5 protein-coding genes are annotated in these 18,327 nt (G+C 73.2%); all 5 read right to left on the minus strand.

The features are described 5' to 3' along the window. Positions 1–11 precede the first annotated feature (11 nt). Genes HDA40_RS00095 through HDA40_RS00115 form a run of 5 tightly spaced genes read right to left on the minus strand, consistent with a single transcriptional unit; the run spans position 12 to position 18,253 of the window. Positions 12–956: an ATP-binding cassette domain-containing protein gene (locus HDA40_RS00095; RefSeq protein ID WP_253749774.1), complete on the minus strand. Its 945-nt coding sequence runs from the start codon at positions 954–956 to the stop codon at positions 12–14. Then, the gene (locus tag HDA40_RS00100) at positions 953–1,225 is read right to left on the minus strand and encodes an MbtH family protein (RefSeq protein ID WP_253749777.1); all 273 of its coding nucleotides are present in this window, start codon (positions 1,223–1,225) and stop codon (positions 953–955) included. The genes HDA40_RS00095 and HDA40_RS00100 overlap by 4 nt, the downstream gene beginning before the upstream one ends. Beyond that, complete coding sequence (locus tag HDA40_RS00105) at positions 1,222–12,348, minus strand: non-ribosomal peptide synthetase (protein WP_253749780.1); 11,127 nt, start codon at positions 12,346–12,348, stop codon at positions 1,222–1,224. Before HDA40_RS00105 ends, HDA40_RS00100 begins: the two co-directional genes overlap by 4 nt. After that, on the minus strand, positions 12,345–17,507 hold the full coding sequence (locus HDA40_RS00110) for a type I polyketide synthase (RefSeq protein WP_253749783.1): 5,163 nt from the start codon (positions 17,505–17,507) through the stop codon (positions 12,345–12,347). Before HDA40_RS00110 ends, HDA40_RS00105 begins: the two co-directional genes overlap by 4 nt. Before the next feature lie 2 nt (positions 17,508–17,509). Next, positions 17,510–18,253 carry a thioesterase II family protein gene (locus HDA40_RS00115; protein WP_253749786.1) on the minus strand — a complete coding sequence of 248 codons (744 nt, stop codon included), beginning with the start codon at positions 18,251–18,253 and terminating at the stop codon, positions 17,510–17,512. Positions 18,254–18,327 lie beyond the last annotated feature (74 nt).

Here is an 18,327-nt window from a genome sequence, read left to right on the forward strand (position 1 = left end):
CAGGCTCCCGTCTATTCGGCGCGGTCGCGCAGGGAACGCCCGGTGCGGGCGAGGAAGACGTCGTCGAGGCTCGGCTGGTGCACCTCGATGCTGGTCAGCGTGACGCCGGCGTCGTACAGCCGCTTCAGCAGCAGGGGCGCGGTCTGCGCGCCCTGTCCGACCACGAGCCGGATGACGTCGCCGTGGATCTCCGCGGTGCGTACCCCTTCGTCTGAGGAGAGCAGGTCCAGCGCGGAGGCGGGGTCGGAGACGCCCAGGGTGACCACGTCGCCGGAGATGCCGTCCTTGAGCGCCCGGGGCGAGCCGAGGTCGACCACGCGGCCGTGGTCGACGATCGCGACCCGGTCGCACAGCGCGTCGGCCTCCTCCAGATAGTGCGTGGTGAGCACGATGGTGGTCCCGGCGTCGCGCAGGCGGCGGACCTCGTCCCACAGATGCGCGCGGCTCTGCGGGTCGAGCCCACTGGTGGGCTCGTCGAGGAACAGCACCTGTGGCGAGTGGACGATGCCGAGGGCGATGTCGACCCGGCGGCGTTGCCCGCCCGAGTAGGTGCGGCAGATCCGGTCGGCGAACGCGGTCATGCCGAAGTCGGCGATGGCCTGCTCGGCGCGCACCGCGGCTTCGGATTTCCGCAGGCCGTAGAGGCGGGCCTGCATGATGAGCTCTTCGCGGGCGGTCAGTGTGCTCCAGGTCCACTGGCCCTGCGCGACGAAGCCGATCCGGCGTCGCACCTCGCGCGGGCGGGCGATCAGGTCCGCGCCCGCGACGGTCGCTTGTCCACCGTCGGGTTTGGTCAGCGTCGTCAGCATCCGCAGCGTCGTGGTCTTGCCCGCGCCGTTCGGCCCGAGCAGACCGAAGATCTCGCCGCCGGCCACCTTCAGGTCGAGGCCCTGGACCGCCTCCACGACGTCACCGCCGGAGCGGAAGCTCTTGCGCAGCCCGGTGGCCTCGATCATCGCGCACCGTCCACTGTGACATCGACGTGCGCGCCATCGAAGTGCGCAGCGTCGAGGTGTGCGGCGTCGAGGTGTGCGGCGAGTGAGCGGGGGCGCAGGTCAGTCCAGTGCTCCTCCACGTACGCGAGGGCGGCGTCGCGCGGCGAGGCGGACAGCACGGTGGTCCACCCGGCGGGCACGTCGGCGAACGCGGGCCACAGCGAGTGCTGGCCTTCGTCGTTCACGAGCACCAGGAACGTGCCCTCGGGGTCGTCGAACGGATTGGTCACGGTAGTCCTCCGGGGTCTGATCCGGACAGTGCGGTGGTGAGGAGCGGGCCGACGACGGCCAGTGCCGAAGGCGACGTCATGCCGTCGTGGTCGCAGTCGACCGGGTGCACGCGCAGGTCGCCGTCGAGACGACCGGCCCACGCGTCGACCGGCGCGCCGGCTGGATGGTCGTGCCCGGCGGTGAACAGGATCGTGTCGCCCTTGCGTACGGGCAGGTCGGTGCAGGTTCCGGCGAGCCGGAGGTTGTTCGCCACCACATGACTCCAGGCGGCGTCGGGCGCGGGCGGTATCGGCTCACCCGGCTCCGGCGGGTACGCGTCGAGCAGCGCGACGATCCCCGGCTCGGCCCCGTCCTGCTGCCGCCGGGCGGCGACCGCGTGCGCCACGAGCCCGCCGAACGACCAGCCGAGCAGGTGCACCGGCCCGTCCGGGGCGACCTGCCGGATGACCTCGGCGTACGTGGTGACCAGGTCGTCGAGGCTCGCCGCGAGCGGCCGGTCGCCGGATAGGCCGGGCGACTGGATGGCGTACACCGGCCGGTCGGGTTCGAGGTGCGTCAGCAGCCCGGCGAAACTCCAGCCCAAGCCGAGCACCGGCGGCAGGCAGAACAGGGGAGCCCGATCGCCGGTCGTCCGCAGGGGGAGCAGCACGTCGTAGTCGCTGCCACCGCCGCCATCGCTGCTGCTGCCACCGCCGCTGCGGTGCGCATCGGCGAGCCCGGCCGGCGTCGGCCGGTCCAGCAGATCCCGCAGCGACACCTCCCGGCCCAATGCTGTCCGCGCCCGCGCGATCAGCCGGGCCGCCAGCAGGGAATGCCCGCCGAGGGTGAAGAAGTCGTCGTCCGGCCCGACCCGGTCCACCCCCAGAACTTCGGCGAACAACGCGCACAACGCCGCTTCGGCGGCGGAGCGAGGCTGTGTCTCGACGCGCTGCGACGGCGGCGACGGCAGTGCCCGCCGGTCGACCTTGCCGTTCGGGGTCAACGGCAGCTCGTCCAGCACCACGACGGCCGACGGGACGAGGTACCCCGGCAGCGTGCGCGCCAGCGCCTGCCGCAGCTCGGCTCCGTCGAGATCACGCCCGGTGGCGTACGCGATCAGGTGCTCGTCGCGGACGATCACGACCGCCCTCGTCACCCCCGGCAGCGCGGTCAGCGCGTACTCGACCTCGCCGGGCTCGATCCGATAGCCGCGCAGTTTCAGCTGCTCGTCGGCCCGGCCGAGGTACTCCAGCCGCCCGTCCGGACGGAGCCGCGCCAGATCGCCGGTCCGGTACATGCGCTGTCCGGGTGGGCCGAACGGGCAGACGACGAAGCGAACGGCGGTCAGGTCCGGCTTGCCCAGATAGCCGCGCGCCAACCCTGCTCCGGCCAGATACAGCTCGCCGGCGACGCCCACCGGGACCGGCTGCAACGCCGAGTCGAGCACGTACGCCTGCGTGTTCGGCAGCGGGGTGCCGATCGGCGGGTTCGCCTCGCCGCCGGTGACCTCGTCCGAGGTGGACCACACCGTCGTCTCGGTCGGACCGTAGAGATTCGTGATCGGGGCGAGCCGGTCGGCCAGCCCGGCGGGCAGCGCCTCGGCTCCAGCGAACCGGCGTACGCGCCGGCACAGGTCGGGAGCCACGTCGAGGAGCGCCGACCACAACGCCGGAGTCGCGTGGACCACGGTCACCGCGGCGGCCTCGGCCAGCGCCGCGACCGCGACCGGATCCCGGTCGCCGCTCAGCACGACCGTCGCACCCTGGACCAGCGGGGCGAACAACTCGGGCACCGACATGTCGAACGCGGCCGAGCTGACCGCCAGCAGCCGCTCGCCGGGAGCCAGCCCGAGCCGGTCGGCCATCCCCGCGACCAGGTTCGCCAGCGCGCCGTGCGGCACCAGTACGCCCTTGGCCGGGCCGGTCGAGGCGGACGTGTAGATCGCGTACGCCGCCTCGTCGGGCCGGAACTCCGGACGGTGTGTGGGAGCCGGTTCGGCGAACGAGAAGGCGGCGCCGGAGTCGTCGAGGATGTGCCGTCGCCGTCCCTCGGGATGGCTCGGATCGATCGGCACGTACGCCGCCCCCGTCGCCAGGACGGCCAGCAGCGTCGCGATCAACTCGGGGGCACGGGGCTGGTCGACGGCGATCAGGCGGCCTGGTCCGGCTCCGGCCGCCCGCAGCTCACCGGTCACCGCGCCGACCCGATCCAGCAGCCGGTCGTAACTCCAGGTCTCGTCAGCGGTGACGATAGCGGGAGCCTCCGGGGTACGGGCGGCCCACTCGCGGAACCAGTCCACGATGGACCCCGCCGGAACAGTCACCACCGGTCCGGCCAGCGCCGACACGGGCGCTCCCGGTGTCGCCAGCGGCAGCCGACCCAGCGGCCGGTCCAGGTCCGCCACAGCGCCGTCCAGCAACCGGATCAGCCGCGCCAGCAGCAGGTCGGCCGTCGCCGGGTCGAACAGGTCGGCGGCGTACCCGAGATGGCAGGTGATCCCGGCCGCCGACCCGTCGCTCCGGCGGTGTTCGACGCATTCGAGGAACAGGTCGAACTGGGCCGTCCCCGGGTCCACCGGCGGCAGGTCGCCCACGCCGTCGCCGACGCGGGTCAGCGTGGAGATCACCACCTGGAACAGCGGATGCCGGGCCGCACCGCGCGGTGGGTTGACCGCCTCGACGACCGCCTCGAACGGCGTCTCCGCGTGGTCGAAGGCGGCCACGTCAGCGGTGCGTACGCGATCGAGCAGCACCCGCAGGCTCGGGTCGCCGCTGAGGTCGGTCCGCAGTACGAGGAAGTTGACGAAACAGCCGACGAGCTGGTCCAAGGCGGCGTCCGTACGCCCGGCGACCGGAGTGCCGAGCGGGATGTCCGCGCCGCCGCCGAGCCGCGACAGCAGCGCCGCCAGCCCCGCCTGGAGCACCATGAACAGCGTCGTGCCGGTCGCCCGCGCCGCGTCGAGCAGCCGCCCATGCAGACCCGCGTCCACGAATCCGGTCGCGGTCCCGCCCGCCGCCGACGGCTCAGCCGGCCGGGATCGGTCGCCCGGGAGGGCGATCTCCGGCGGCAGCCCGGCCAACGCGGTCTGCCAGTACGCCAACGAGCCGGGGGAGGCGGAGCGCTGCCAGTGCGTGTAGTCGGCGTACTGTACGGGCAGGGGAGTCCACCTCGGCGGGCGCCCGGCGACCCGGGCGGCCAACGCCGTACGCAGGTCGGTTTCGAGCACGTCCATCGACCAGCCGTCGGCCGCGATGTGGTGGACGACGAGCAGCGCGACCGCGCCGTCCGGGGTGTCGACCAGATGTGCCCGTAGTGGGGGCGCGGCCAGATCCATCGGCTCGGCCGCCAACGCCGTGAGCACCAGGGCCAGCGGCTCGGTCGCCGAGACCCGGGCGACCGGCGGCTGCCAGGACGGCAGAATCCGCTGCGACGGCACGCCGTCGGCCGGTGCGTACACGGTCCGCAGGATCTCGTGCCGCGCCACTACGTCGCCGAGCGCCTCGGCCAGCACGGCCGCCTCGTCGGCGGTCAGCCGCATCGGCAGGGTCAGCTTCGCCGCGCCGGCCGGCCCGTGCAGCTCGTCGAGGAACCAGAACCGGCGTTGCGCGTACGACAAGGGGACGCTGGAGGCGCGTGCGGCGGGCGTGATCGGCGGACGCACCGGTGCGGCCCCGCGTCCGGCCAGTCCCCGGTCGAGGTCGGCTGCGGTCGGATGGTCGAAGACGTCGCGGACGGTGATGCCGGGGAAGGCCGACCGAGCGCGGGCGACCAGGCGCGCCGCCGCGAGCGAGTCGCCCCCGAGCAGGAAGAAGTGATCGTCCGGGCCGGTGCCGGGCCGATCGAGCACCTCGGCGATGAATCGGGCCAGCAACTCCTCGCGCGGGTTGCGGGCAGCTCGTCCCGACGCCGCAGCCGTTGCCGGGGCCGACTGTGCCAACGCGCGATGGTCGAGCTTTCCGTTGGGGGACAGGGGAAACGCGTCGAGCACCACCACGGCGGCGGGGATCATCGCGCGGGGCAGTTGCCGCGCCACGGCGGTTCGCAGCGCGCCGCCGTCCAGATCGGACCCGGTGACGAAGCCGATCAGCCGATCTGCGATCACCGTCGCGACGGCGGCCAGCACGCCCGGCTGAGCCGCGAGCGCCGCCTCCACCTCGCCCAGCTCGACGCGTACGCCGCCCAGCTTGACCTGGCCGTCGCCGCGCCCGGCGAACTCCATCCCGGCCGACGTACGCCGAGCCAGGTCGCCGGTCCGATACATGCGCCCGCCGGGCGGCCCGAACGGGCAGGCCACGAACCGCGACGCGGTCAGCCCGGCCCGGCGCTGATACCCGGACGCGAGGCTGTCCCCGGCGACGTACACCTCGCCGACCACCCCGTCCGGCACCGGCCGCAACGCGCTGTCCAGCAGAAACACCGTCGTGTTCGGGATCGCGTCGCCGATCAGCGCCACCGGCCGCCCCGGTACGCAGTCCCACAGGCTGACGCTGTCGCCCGCCTCGGTCGGCCCGTAGGTGTTGACCATCAACCGGCCCGGCGCCCACCGATCCACCAGCTCCTGCGGGCACGCCTCCCCGCCGACGACCAAGGTGGTCACCGTCGGCAGTCCGCGGTCGGCCGGGATCGACCCGAGCACCGTCGGGGTCAGCTGCGCATGGGTGACTTCGTGCACGGTCAGCCACTCGGCCAGCGCCTCGCCCACGAGGACCTCGCCCGGTGCCGGCAGGACCAGCGCCGCGCCGGCGTACCAGGCGGTGCACAGCTCCGAGATCGCCGCGTCGAACCCGAATGCCGCCAACTGCGAGACCCGGGCGTCGGCGGTCACGGCGAATCGTCCGACTTGGACTGCCGCCATGTTGGACAGTCCGGTATGGGCGACGACGACGGCCTTGGGCGTCCCGGTGGAACCGGACGTGTAGAGCAGGAACGCGGTCTCGCCCGGATGCGGCTCGTGATCGGCCCGAGGCTCACCGGCACCGGGCTCATCAGCGCGGGGGAGTGGTGTGTCCACAATGGTAACCGGCTGCGCGTCGGCCAGCATGAACGCGATCCGCTCGGGCGGATACTCGACGTCGATCGGCAGGCAGGCCGCGCCGGTCTGCGCGATCGCCAGCGCCGCCACGGCCAGTTCCGCGCCGCGCGGCAACGCCAGCCCCACCGATGTGCCCGGTCCCGCGCCTCGTTCGCGCAGCGCAGCGGCCCCCGTACTAGCGGCCGCGACCAGCTCCGCGTAGGTCAGACGCGTCCCGCCCGCGATCACCGCGATCCGGCCCGGCGTTCGGGCGGCGTGTCGCGCCACCACCTGTGCCAGCGACGCCTGCTCCACGGCCAGGTCGGGGCCACGCCCGGCCGCCAGGATCGTCGCCCGGTCAGGCTCCGGCTCGAACCGCGCGACCGGTTGCCCCGGGTCCGCGGCGATCATCGCCAGGAAGCGTTCGAACCGGTCCGCGGTCGCCACCGCCACCTCGCGGTCCAGCAGATCCAAGCGGTACGCCAGACGCAGATGCAGCCGACGCCCGGGCACGACGGTCAGATCCAACGTGTAATGCGTGACGTCGTCTACGCCGTTGATCATGAACTTATGGTCGTTGTCGGCCGGTGTGTCGTGTCCCGGAGACCCTGATCGTTCCCCGGCCGCCCTGATCGACTCGGCGGCGGCCGTCGGTTCCGCTGCCGGGCCGGCTCGTAGGACGTCGATGTCGGGGTAGTTCTCGATGACGATCGCGGTGTCGAACAGGTCGCCGTGCCCAGCCGTGCGCTGCACGTCGGCCAGGCCGGCGTACTGGTGGGGCAGTAGCGCCGCCTGCTCGGACTGGATCCGGCGCAGCAGCTCGCCGAGCGGCTCGGCCGGGCGCAGGCGTACCCGGGTCGGCAGCGTGTTGATGAACAGCCCGACCATGTCCTCGACCTCGGGCAGCTCCGGCGGGCGCCCGGCGACCGTCGTGCCGAAGACGACGTCGTCCCGTCCGGCGAGCCCGCCGACCGCGGCCGCCCAGGCCGCCTGAACCGCCGTGTTGAGAGTGACACCGAGGTCGCGTAGCCGTTCCGTGAGGGCTGCCGTGCGCGCCTCGGACAACGTCGTCGTGAGCGTCGCGGGCCTGGGGGCACGTCGCCGAGCCTGCTCGTCCGGGGCGATGTGCAGCGGACCAGCGAGGTCGGCGAGCGCGTCACGCCAGGCGCCCAGTGCCGCGTCGCCGTCCTGGGTCGCGAGCCAGGCCAGATACTCCCGATAAGGCCGCGCAGGCGGCAGCTCGTCGCCTCGGTAGAGCGCCATCAGTTCGCGCAGCAGGATCGGGGTCGACCAGCCGTCCAGCAGCACATGGTGGTTGGTGAGCACCAGCCGGTGCCCGCCATCGGGAACGCGGACCAGGGTCGCGCGCAGCAACGGCGGGCAAGTGAGATCGAAGCGCTCGGCGAGATCCTGCGTGGCCGCCGCCGACGAGTCCCCGGCGACCGTCCGGAACGGAACCTGCGTCACATCCGTGATCACCTGGACCGGCTCCCGCAGGCCCTCGGTCACGATCGCAGCCCGCAGGTTCTCGTGCCGCCGCAGCAGGCTCGCGAAGGCGTCCCGCAGTCGCTGCTCGTCGACGTCGCCGGGCAGGGTCGCGACAAGTTGGACGGCGTACACGTCGTCGACGTCCCTGGTTGACTCGGCCTCCCTGGCAGGCTCAGCGTCGTCCGTCGGCCCGGTGTCGCTCAGGCCGGACTCGGTCGGCCCGGTGTCGCTCAGGCCGGTGTCGCTCGGCCCGGTGTCGCTCGGCCCGGTGTCGCTCAGGCCGGCGTGGAACGCCAGTCCGTGCTGCAACGGCGACAGTGGCAGCACGTCGGCCAGCCCCGGGTACGCCGTCTCCAGCCGGTGTACGTCGTCCTGGGTCAGTTCGACGAGCGGGAAGTCGGCCGGGCTGTGCCCGCCGCGCTCCAGAGTGGACAGGCGGCGCAGCGCGGTTGCGAGGCAGTCGGCGAACCGGTCGGCGTCCTCCGTGCTGACCAGCGCGGGTGCGGTCGTAAGGGTGATGCTCAGGCGTACGCCGTGCGGCCCGTCGGTCGCGAGCGCGTCGATCTCGATCGGATGCGGGAGCGGCAGGTCCCCGGCGTCCAGCCCGAGTGCGTCCGCCGCCGACACAGGCGTCCACGGCTTCGGGCCAACATCGCCGCTATCCTCGGGGGAATCAGCCAGGGCGTACCGGCCGAGGTAGTTGAAGCCGATCTGGGCGTCCGGCAGGACGTGGCCGTGCTGGCGGAGCAGCCCGAATCCCCGGCCGCTGCCGGGCACCGAACGCACCTCTTCCTTGATCCGTTTCACGGCGGTCGCCGGTCCGGTGTCACCGGCGTCGAGGCGTACCGGGTGGACGCAGGTGAGCCAGCCGACCGTGGCGGACAGGTCGAGCGCCGGATCTTCTCGGCCGTGCGTCTCGCGGTCCACCAGCACGGCCCCGGGCGTACGCCGCCAGTCGGCCACCGCCGACGCGAGCGCCGCCAGGAGAACCTCGTCAGGTTTGGCGTGGAAGGCGGCGGGCACCTCGTCGAGCAGCCGGGCGGCGTCGACCGTCAGCACCTGGCGGCGGGCGGACGCGTACGTGTCGCGGCGGGGATCGAGGAGCGCGCCGGGCAGCACCGCCGGGACGGTGTCGGTGACCGAGTGCCAGTACGCCGACTCCCTGTCGGCTTCGGCCGTCGCAGCGGCAGAGGTCAGCGTCGTCGCCCAGTGCCGGTACGCCACCGGCGGCGGGGTGAGCGACTGACCCGCCACGGCGGCGGCCAGATCGTCCAGCAGGATTCGCCAGGACACGGCGTCGACCGCGAGGTGGTGGGCGGTGAGCCGGAGCCGGTCGCCGTCCCATTCGGCGGCGATCATGCGGCTGCTCTCGGGATCGATCGTGCCGCCCAGTTCGGCCGCTACCGTGCCCGGTGGCGGGATCTCCAGCCGCCAGTCGTCGCCGTCGCGGATCAGCCTCATCCGCAGCGCGCCGTGCCGATCGAGCACCTGCTGGAGCCCGGCGATCAACCGTTCCTCGGTCAGACCGGAGGGGGTGGCGACCACTGTGGACTGGGCGTAGTCGGTGATGTCGCCGCCCGAGTCCCGAAGCCACTCGACGATCGGCGTCATCGGTACCGGGCCGGCGTCGGGCACTCCCGCGGGCGCCACGTCGGCGGCCGTCGCGGCGGCGGCGAGCGCGGACGGCGTCTTGTGCCGGAAGACGGCGTCCAACGCCAGTCCCAGCCCCGCTGCGCGAGCCCGGCTCACCAGCTGCAACGCGGTGATGCTGTCGCCGCCGAGCCGGAAGAAGCCGTCGTCGGGGCCGACCGTGTCCCGGCCCAGCACCCCGGCGAACAGCTCACACAGCAGCGCGACGCGCGCGTCTTCCGGCGGCCGGATCGCCGCCGGCTGGTCGAGCGCGACAGGCTCCGGCAGTGCCCGGCGATCGACCTTTCCGTTGCGGGTCAACGGGAGTTCGCCGAGTACCACGACGGCGGCCGGAACCAGGTGACGCGGCAGGGTCTCGGCCAGCTGCCGCTCCAAAGCCGACGGATCCAGGTCGCTGCCCACGGCGTACCCGATGAGCCGATCTTCGCGGACGACGACCACCGCGGAGCCGACGCCGGGCAGCGCGGCGAGCGCGGCCTCGACCTCGCCGGGCTCGACGCGGATGCCGCGCAGCTGGACCTGGCCGTCGGCGCGCCCGAGGAATTCCAGGACCCCGTCGCGCCAGCGGACGACGTCGCCGGTGCGGTACATGCGGTCGCCGGGCGGGCCGAACGGGCTGGGGACGAACCGGGTGGCGGTCAGCCCGGGCCGATTGAGGTAGCCGCGGCCGACGCCCGGCCCCTGAACGTAGAGTTCGCCGACGACACCGGCGGGCACCGGGCGAAGCCGTTCGTCGAGAACGTGGACAGTGGTCTGTGGAACGGGGCGGCCGATCGGGACCGAGCCGCCGATCCGATCGAGGTCGATCGGCCAGGTCGTGACGGTGTCGGCGGTCTCGGTCGGCCCGTACGCGTTGAGCATCCGCCGCCCGGGCGACCAGCGTTCGGCCAGTTCCGGCGGGCAGGACTCGGAGCCGACGACCAGCGCCGACACCGTCGGCAACCCGGGCGTCGACCCGGACGTCGGCAGGCTGCCGAGGACGGCGGGGGACAGCTGGACGTGGCTGACCCGCTGTTCGGTAAGCCACGCCGCCAGCGGTTCGCCGATGGGGACGAGGTCGGCCGGCGGGACCACGAGGGTGGCTCCGGCGAGCAACGCGGTGCCCATCTCCGAGATCGACACGTCGAACGACAGCGGGGCGAGCTGCGCCACCCGCGACTGCGCCGTCACCCCGAACAGGCCGACCTGCCCGGTGAGCGTGTTGTCCAGTCCGTCGCGGGTGATCATCGCGGCTTTCGGAGTGCCGGTCGAACCCGAGGTGTAGAGGACGTAAGCAAGCTGGTCGCGATGCGCCGTCCACCGCGGAGGATCCGCAGCGGGGTGATCGGCGTCCACGTCGACCCATGGCAGACCCGGACGGTCGGCTGTAGACAGCCACACCACCGGCTGCGCGTCGGCGAGCAGCAGGTCGATGCGCGCGTCGGGCAGCTGCGGGTCGATCGGCAGGTACGCCGCCCCGGACTTGAGCACGGCGAGGAACGCGACCACGGCCGCCGCCGAGCGCGGCACACACACGGCGACGACGCGCTCCGGCCCCGCCCCGTACGTCCGCAGCCGGGCCGCGAGCCGGTCGGCGCGCTCGGTCAGCTCCGGTCCGGTGAGCGTGCCGTCCGGGGCCACCACGGTCGCGTCGGTCGCCTCAAGAATGCTGCGCGGCGTCAGCGGCGGCCCTTGCGACAGGCGCACGCGTTCGGCCTGCTCGTCCGCGGTCTCCAGTGACAGCTCGCCGATCCCGGTCGTGGGGTCTCGAAGCGCGGCGCTGAGCAGGCGCAGATACCGCTGTGCGAGGAGGTCGGCGCTCGTCTCGTCGAACAGGTCCGATCGGTACACCAGGCGCAGATCGTCGGCGGAGACCTCGATCGCGAGATCGTCCTTGGCCGTGCCGTTGTGGACCGGCTCGTTGCCCGACTCGGGCAGGTAGTTGAAGGCGAGCTGGCAGAGTGGCGCCACGCCCGGGTCCCGGTCCGGCGCCAGCGCCTCCACCAGGGTCTGGAACGGCACCTGCCGATGGTCGAGGGCTTCGGCCATCGCGTCGCGGGTCGCGCGCAGGATCTCGGCGTACGCCGGATGGCGGGGCACGGGCACCCGCAGCACCAGGGTGTTGACGAACATCCCGATCAGCCCGGCCAGCTCCGGCAGGTCGCGCCCGGACACGGGTACGCCCACGACGACGTCCGCCCGGCCGGTCAGCCGGCGCAGCAGTGCCACGAATCCGGCCAGGTAGACGGTGAACGGGGTGGTGCGGGCCCCGGCCGCCTGACGGCGTACCGCCTCGGCCAGATCGGGCGGCAACGGCAGCCGGACCTGACCGCCGTCGGCCGCCGGTCCGGGTCGCCGTGGCCGGTCGGTCGGCAGGGCGTGCACCGGCGGCAGCTCGTCGAGCTGGGCCCGCCAGTACGCCAGATCCTCGGCGAGCGTGGGGTCGTCGAGGCGGCCACGTTGCCAGGCGGCGTAATCGGCGTACTGGATCGGCAGGTCGGGCAGCTTCGGCGGCTCGCCGCCCGCGACCGCCTCGACGAGCGCGGTCAAGTCGGTCCGGAAGACCACATAGGACGCTGCGTCGAAGATCGCATGATGCGCGACGAAGACCAGCCAGTAGTCCGCCGGCGCGACCTGCGCCAGCACGGCCCGCCACAGGGGAGCCTGCTCCAGCGGGATGGGGCGGGCGGCGTACTCGGCGATGAGGTCGCCGACCCGGCGGTCGGCCTCGGCTCGGGGCAGACCGCTGAAGTCGAGCCGGCCGACGTCGATCGGCGCCGACCGGTGGATCACCTGGTCGACGCCGCCGTCAGGGTTCTCCCGCAGCGCCGTACGCAGCGTCTCGTGCCGTTCGACGAGCAGCCGCACCGCCGCCTCGACCACGTCGCCGTCGACGCCCGGGCCGGTCAGGCGTACCGCCGCCGGGACGTTGTAGACCGGGCGGCCGTCACTGAGCCGGTCGGCGACCCAGATCCGTTCCTGGTCCAGCGAAGCGGCGAAGACCCACTCGGTCATCGCGCGAGACGGGGGATGGTCGTCGTGCTCACCGGCTCAGCAGTCGAGGTTGGCACAGCCGTCTCGCCCGTCGCCGACGCAGTTGCGGTCGGCGACGGTGTCTCCGTAGCGGCGGACCGGAGCTTGGCCGCGACCGCCGCCTGCCCCGCCACCGTCGGCGCGTCGAACAGGCTGCGCATCGGCACGCGTACGCCGGTCGCCGTCCGGGTCTGCGCGATCAGCTGGACCGCGACCAGCGAGTTCCCGCCGAGGGCGAAGAAGTCGTCGTCGACGTCGATCACCTCGACCCCGAGGACGTGCCGCCACACCGCCGCGATCGCCGCCTCCAGGTCGGTCATCGACCCGGACGCGTCCGCCGCTACCGTCGCCGGGGTCTCCTCGTCGGCGACGACGATCCGGTGTTCCAGCAGATCCTCAACGGTACGCGGATGGATGACCAGCTGCGTCGCGCCGGCCGCGAGCGCCCGGCGGAACGCGTCCGCGCCTTCGGCGGGCGAGATCGCGCCGTCGTTCTTCGGCGCATCCCCTGTGCCGGTCATCCCGGTCGCCGCTGCGGAGGCGGGCGGCGTCGTGAGCGTGGCCGGATCGACCCGCCGCAGCACGAAGTCCTCGATCTCGACCAGCACCCGCCCGTCGAGGTCGGCCAGCGTCAGGTCGGCGGCGATCACCTCACCGCCCGAGCCGTCCACGCGATGCCGCAGGTGACTGCGGAACTCGGCGGGCAGCGGCGCGTACGCGACGACCCGGCCGTAGCCCAGCGGCAGATAGCTGCCCTGACCACGATGACGGCCGTACGCGGTCGCCACGTCCAGCAGTGCGGGGTGCAGCGTCCACCGGCGCAGATCGGCCAGGGCCGCCTCGGGCGCGCGCAGCAACGCCAGCTCCTCGTTCGAGCCGACCCGATGCTCGGCCAGCGCCGCCCAGCGGGGACCGAACTCGACCACGCCGCTGTGGCTGTGCGCCACCGCCTCCTCGGAAGGACACCGGTCGGCCGCGCCCGTGTCGAACGCCGCTACGACGGCGGGAACCCAGCGGGCCGAACCTGTGACCGCCGCCCCCGGACCGCCGTCGTGGACGCTGAACTCGCCGTCGGCGTCGACGCGTACCGAGTAGCGGATCGACGCGCCGTCGACCCGGACCGGCCGCAGGAACGTGACGTCCCGCAGCTCCAGCACGTGCCCGTCCGCCGGTGGCGGCAGGAGCGCCGCGGCAGCGGCGCGGGCCGCCTCCAGGTGCGCCGTCCCGGGCACCACCGGCACGCCGCCGATCCGGTGCTCGTCGAGCAGCCAGTGCGACTGCGGCGACAGGACGCCGGAGCATTCGCCCTCGCCCAGCGTGGTCAGCATCGGGTGCGCCATCGGCTGGCCCGCCTCGCGCAACGCCGACAACGCCGCCGGGGCCGGAGTCTGCGCGGCCATGCCGACCTCGCTCCAGCCGCCCCAGTTCAACGACACCACCCGGGTACGCCAGCCGTGCGTGCTGCGCGCGTACGCGTCGAGGAAGGCGTTGGCCGCGCAGTAGTCGGCCTGGCCGAGTGCACCGGCGACGGCGGTCACCGAGGAGCACAGGGCGACGAAGTCCAGCTCCAGATCGCCGAACACCTCGTGCAGCGCCCGGGTCCCGTCGACCTTCGGCCCCAGGACGGCTCGGCTGCCGGCCGGGTCGGCGACCTCCACCATCGCTCCACCGGCCACCCCGGCGGCGTGCACGATGCCGTCGAGCCCGCCGAAGGCCGCCTGCGCCTCTTGGCGTACCAGTTGCAAGGCTTGTGGATCGGTGACGTCGGCGGCGACCGTGACGACCTGGCCGCCGGTGGCCTCCATGCGGGCGATCGCCGCGGCGGCGGCCGGCGTGGGCGCGGACCGTCCGATCAGGACGAGCCGGGCGTGGAACCGCGCCGCGAGATCCTCGGCGAGAGTGAGGCCGATGCCGCCGAGACCGCCGGTGATCAGATAGCGACCGCCGTCGCGCAGCGGCCCGTCGCCCTCGGGCAGCGTGACCTGCTCGTACGCGAGCGACCACCGCCGCCTGCCGCGCAGCGCCACCTCCGGCAGGTCGTCCCGGCCGACCTCGGCGGCCAGCGATCCCGGCGCGACGCTGTCGTCGACGTCGATCCGCCGCACGGCCAGGGCGGGCAGTTCGAGCGGCACGACCCGGCTGATCCCGGCGAGCGTCGCATGCTGCGGCATCGTCAGATCGCCGCCGAGCACGTCCTCAGCCGACCGGCTGACCAGCACCACCCGGACTCGATCGGACGCGTCCTCGGCGGCGATCGCCTGCACCAGCGCCAGTGCGTTGAGGTAGCAGTCGTCGTCGGCGTCCAGCGCGAGCGCATGCACCACGGTGCACTGTCCGGTGGGGACGGCGACCGCACGGAGCACGGTCGCGCCCAAGGCATCGGCGAGGGCGTCGCCGCGCGGACCGCCGGACAGAACGTACGCGTCGCCGGTGAGCGCGGACGGCGATGTGGTGTGCTGACGCCACACCGGTTCGGCGAACCAGCGCTCCAGCGGCAGCCGGCCGCCCGAGGCGGGTTTGGCCGCCGCCTTGGGCGCGGCGCTCGGCGTCACCCAGTAGCGCTTGCGCTGGTACGCGTACCCGGGCAGCGGAACGCGGTGGCCGTCCCCGGTGAACGCGTCCCCGGCGACGGGGACACCGGCGGCCCACAGCGCCCCGGCGGCCTGGGCGAGGGTGGCCAGATCCCCGGCCTTCTCTCCGACTCCGGGCAGGCTGCGTTGCGGTGGGACGGCGTCGCGGCCGAGCTGCAACCAGGCGAGCCCGGCGAGCTGCCGTCCCGGTCCGCACTCCAGCAGCACCGGATCCCCGGCGAGCAGCGTACGCAGCCCGTCGCCGAACCGCACCGGCCGCCGGATGTGCCGCGCCCAGTACATCGGGTCCACCGCGTCCTCGGCGGTGATCCACTCCCCGGTGACGTTCGAGACGAACGGAATCACCGGCGTACGCCGTGGCACCGCCGCCACCACCCGGGCGAACTCGTCGAGGATGGGCTCGGTCATCGCCGAGTGGAACGCGTGCGACGTACGCAGCGCCCGGGAGCCGATCCCGTCGGCCTTCAGCTTCTCCGCGAACGTCTCCACCGCGTCGGCCGGCCCAGCGACCACACACGTCCCCGGCCCGTTGATCGCGGCCACGCTCAGCGCCTCGGGCAACTGCCCGACGACGTCGGCTTCGTCCAGCTGCACCGCGAGCATCGCGCCCGGCGGCAACTGCTGCATCAACCGGCCGCGCTCGGTGACCAGGCGCATCGCGTCCGCCGGTGCGAACACCCCGGCCAGGGTCGCGGCGACATACTCGCCGATCGAGTGGCCCAGCAGCGCCGACGGCGTCACGCCCCAGCTCTCCCAGGTACGCGCCAGCGCGTACTCGACGGCGAACAGCGCCGGTTGGGCGTACTGGGTCTGGCGGAGCTTGTCCTCGTCCAGGCTCAGCAGCTCAGCCGCGCCGAGGGACTGGATCGCCTCCCGGAACACCGGCTCGTGCTCGTACAGCTCGGCGGCCATCCCGGCGTACTGGGCGCCCTGCCCGGACAGCAGGAACGCGACCGTCCGGTGTCCACTCGCGACCGACGGCTTGAGGCTTTTGCGGTCAGCGAGCGCTGCGGCCGCCGCGCCGAGGTTCTCGGCGACGACGAACGCCCGGTGCGGATGCTCCGCCCGTCCCATTCCGAGGGTGTACGCGACGTCGTCCAGGTTCTGGTCGGTCAGATTCGCGGACAGCCGCTGGGCGGACTCCCGCAGCGCCTCCGGCGACATGGCCGACAGCCGCAGCAGCCGTGGCTGGACGTTGCGCGTGGCAGGAACGTGGGCGGGCGGCTGTTCGAGGATGGCGTGCGCGTTCGTCCCGCCGATGCCGAACGAGCTGACGGCCGCGCGCCGGGGCCATTCCTCGGCGGGCCACCCCGCCACCGAGGTGACCAGGCGGAACGGGGTCTTGCCGAAGTCGATCGCCGGGGTCGGCTGCTCGATGTTGATCGTCGGCGGCACGAGCCCACGTTCGACGGTCAACGCGGCCTTGATGAAGCCGACGACGCCGGCGGCCTGGCTCAGGTGGCCGATGTTCGCCTTCACCGTGCCCAACCCGCACCAGCCGACGTCGGCCGTGTCCCGGCCATACGCCCGAGTCAACGCGCGTACCTCGATCGGGTCACCGAGCGCAGTCCCGGTCCCGTGCGCCTCGACGTAGCCGATCGTGCGCGGGTCGACCCCGGCCGCGTCCAGCGCGTGCTCGACGACCTGCTGCTGGCCGGAGACGCTCGGGGCGGAGAAGCCGACCTTCGCCGCGCCGTCGTTGTTGACCGCGCTGCCGCGCACGACCGCCCGGATCGTGTCGCCGTCGGCGATCGCGTCGGCCAGCCGCTTGAGCATCACGACGCCGACGCCGCTGCCCCACAGCGTGCCGCCGGCCTCGGCGTCGAACGGGCGGCAGTGCCCGTCGTCCGACAGGAACCCGTCGCTGCCCCGATAGCCGACGGCGTGCGGCAGCTCCACCGACACGCCACCCGCCAGCGCCGCGTCGCACTCGCCGTTGCGCAGCGACTCACACGCCAGATGGATGGCCACCAGCGAGGTGGAGCAAGCGGTGTGCACGGCCAGACTCGGACCGCGCAGGTTCAGCTTGTACGACGCCATCGTCGCCAGGTAGCTGGGCGAATTGCCGATCGCGACAGCCAGGCTGCCCCGGTGCGCCGCCCACAGGGGAGCGTCCTCGGCGAGGTACTCCCAGTGGTACTGATTGCCGCCCGCGCCGCAGAACAGGCCGATGTCACCGGCGTACCGGGCGGGGTCGTAGCCCGCGTTCTCCAGTGCGGCGTGCACCGTCTCCAGCAGCAGCCGGTGCTGCGGATCGGCCAGCCGCGCCTCCTGCTCGGTCATCCCGAACAGCTCGGCGTCGAAGTGGTCGAACTTCTCCAGCACCGGCGCGGCCGACACCCAGCTCGGATCGTCCAGATCGGCCGCCGAGACGCCCCGGGCCAACTGCTCGTCACGGTCGAACCGGGAGACCGACTCGACGCCGTCCAGCAAGTTGCGCCAGAACTCCTCGACATCGGACGCGCCCGGGACGCGGGCGGCCAAGCCGATCACGGCGATCGGCTCCACCCCGTCGTCAGCGCCGTCGACCTCGTCGTACTCCGCGGGCATCGTCACTCCTCGTTGAGTGCCAGGTCGTCAATGATGAGCGCGGCCAGCTCGGGCAGCCGCTCGTGCAGGAAGAAGTGCCCACCGGCGACGGTGTGCAAGGTGAAGCCCGCCCCGGCCAGCCGGCCCCATTGGGCGACCGTCGAGAGGCGTACGCGGTCGTCGGACTCGCCGGCGAACGCGACGATCGGGACGGTCAGCGGCGGCCGGGTCACGTGGCGATAGCCGTCCACCCACGCCAGATCGGCGCGCAAGGCGGGCACGAGCAACGCCAGCAGTTCCGGTTCGGCCAGCACCTCTTCGGCGAAACCGCCCGCCGGGGCGAGCCGGGCGACGAGCTGCGCGTCCGGCAACTCCGAGAGCCCGTGCAGCGGACCGTCCGGCGGCAACTGCGGAGCGCGGCACGCCGCGACGAACAACCGGACCGGCGGGACCGGCAGCGCCTGCGTCACCTCGTACGCCAGTCGCGCGCCCATGGAATGTCCATAAAGGGCGAACGGGCGGTCGGCGTCCGCGGCGATCGCGGCGGCGACGTCCTCGACGGCGAATTCCGGCGGCTCACCCAGCCGCGTCTCACGGCCGGGCAGCTGCACTCCGACGATCTCGACGTCCTCGCCGAAAGCGGTGGGCCACAACCGGAAGGCGTTCGCGCCGGCTCCGGCGTACGGCAGGCAGTACAGCCGTAACCGGGCAGCGGGCCTCGGCACCGGCCGGGCGAGCCACCGGGTCGTCACACCCCCCGTCACCACGCCGCGAATGCTGTCACGTGATCAAGCTCGCGGCAAGACCCGCTTCAGACGATCATCCACTATGTCCAGGACCG

This window comes from Hamadaea flava (genome assembly GCF_024172085.1).
Classification (GTDB): domain Bacteria; phylum Actinomycetota; class Actinomycetes; order Mycobacteriales; family Micromonosporaceae; genus Hamadaea; species Hamadaea flava.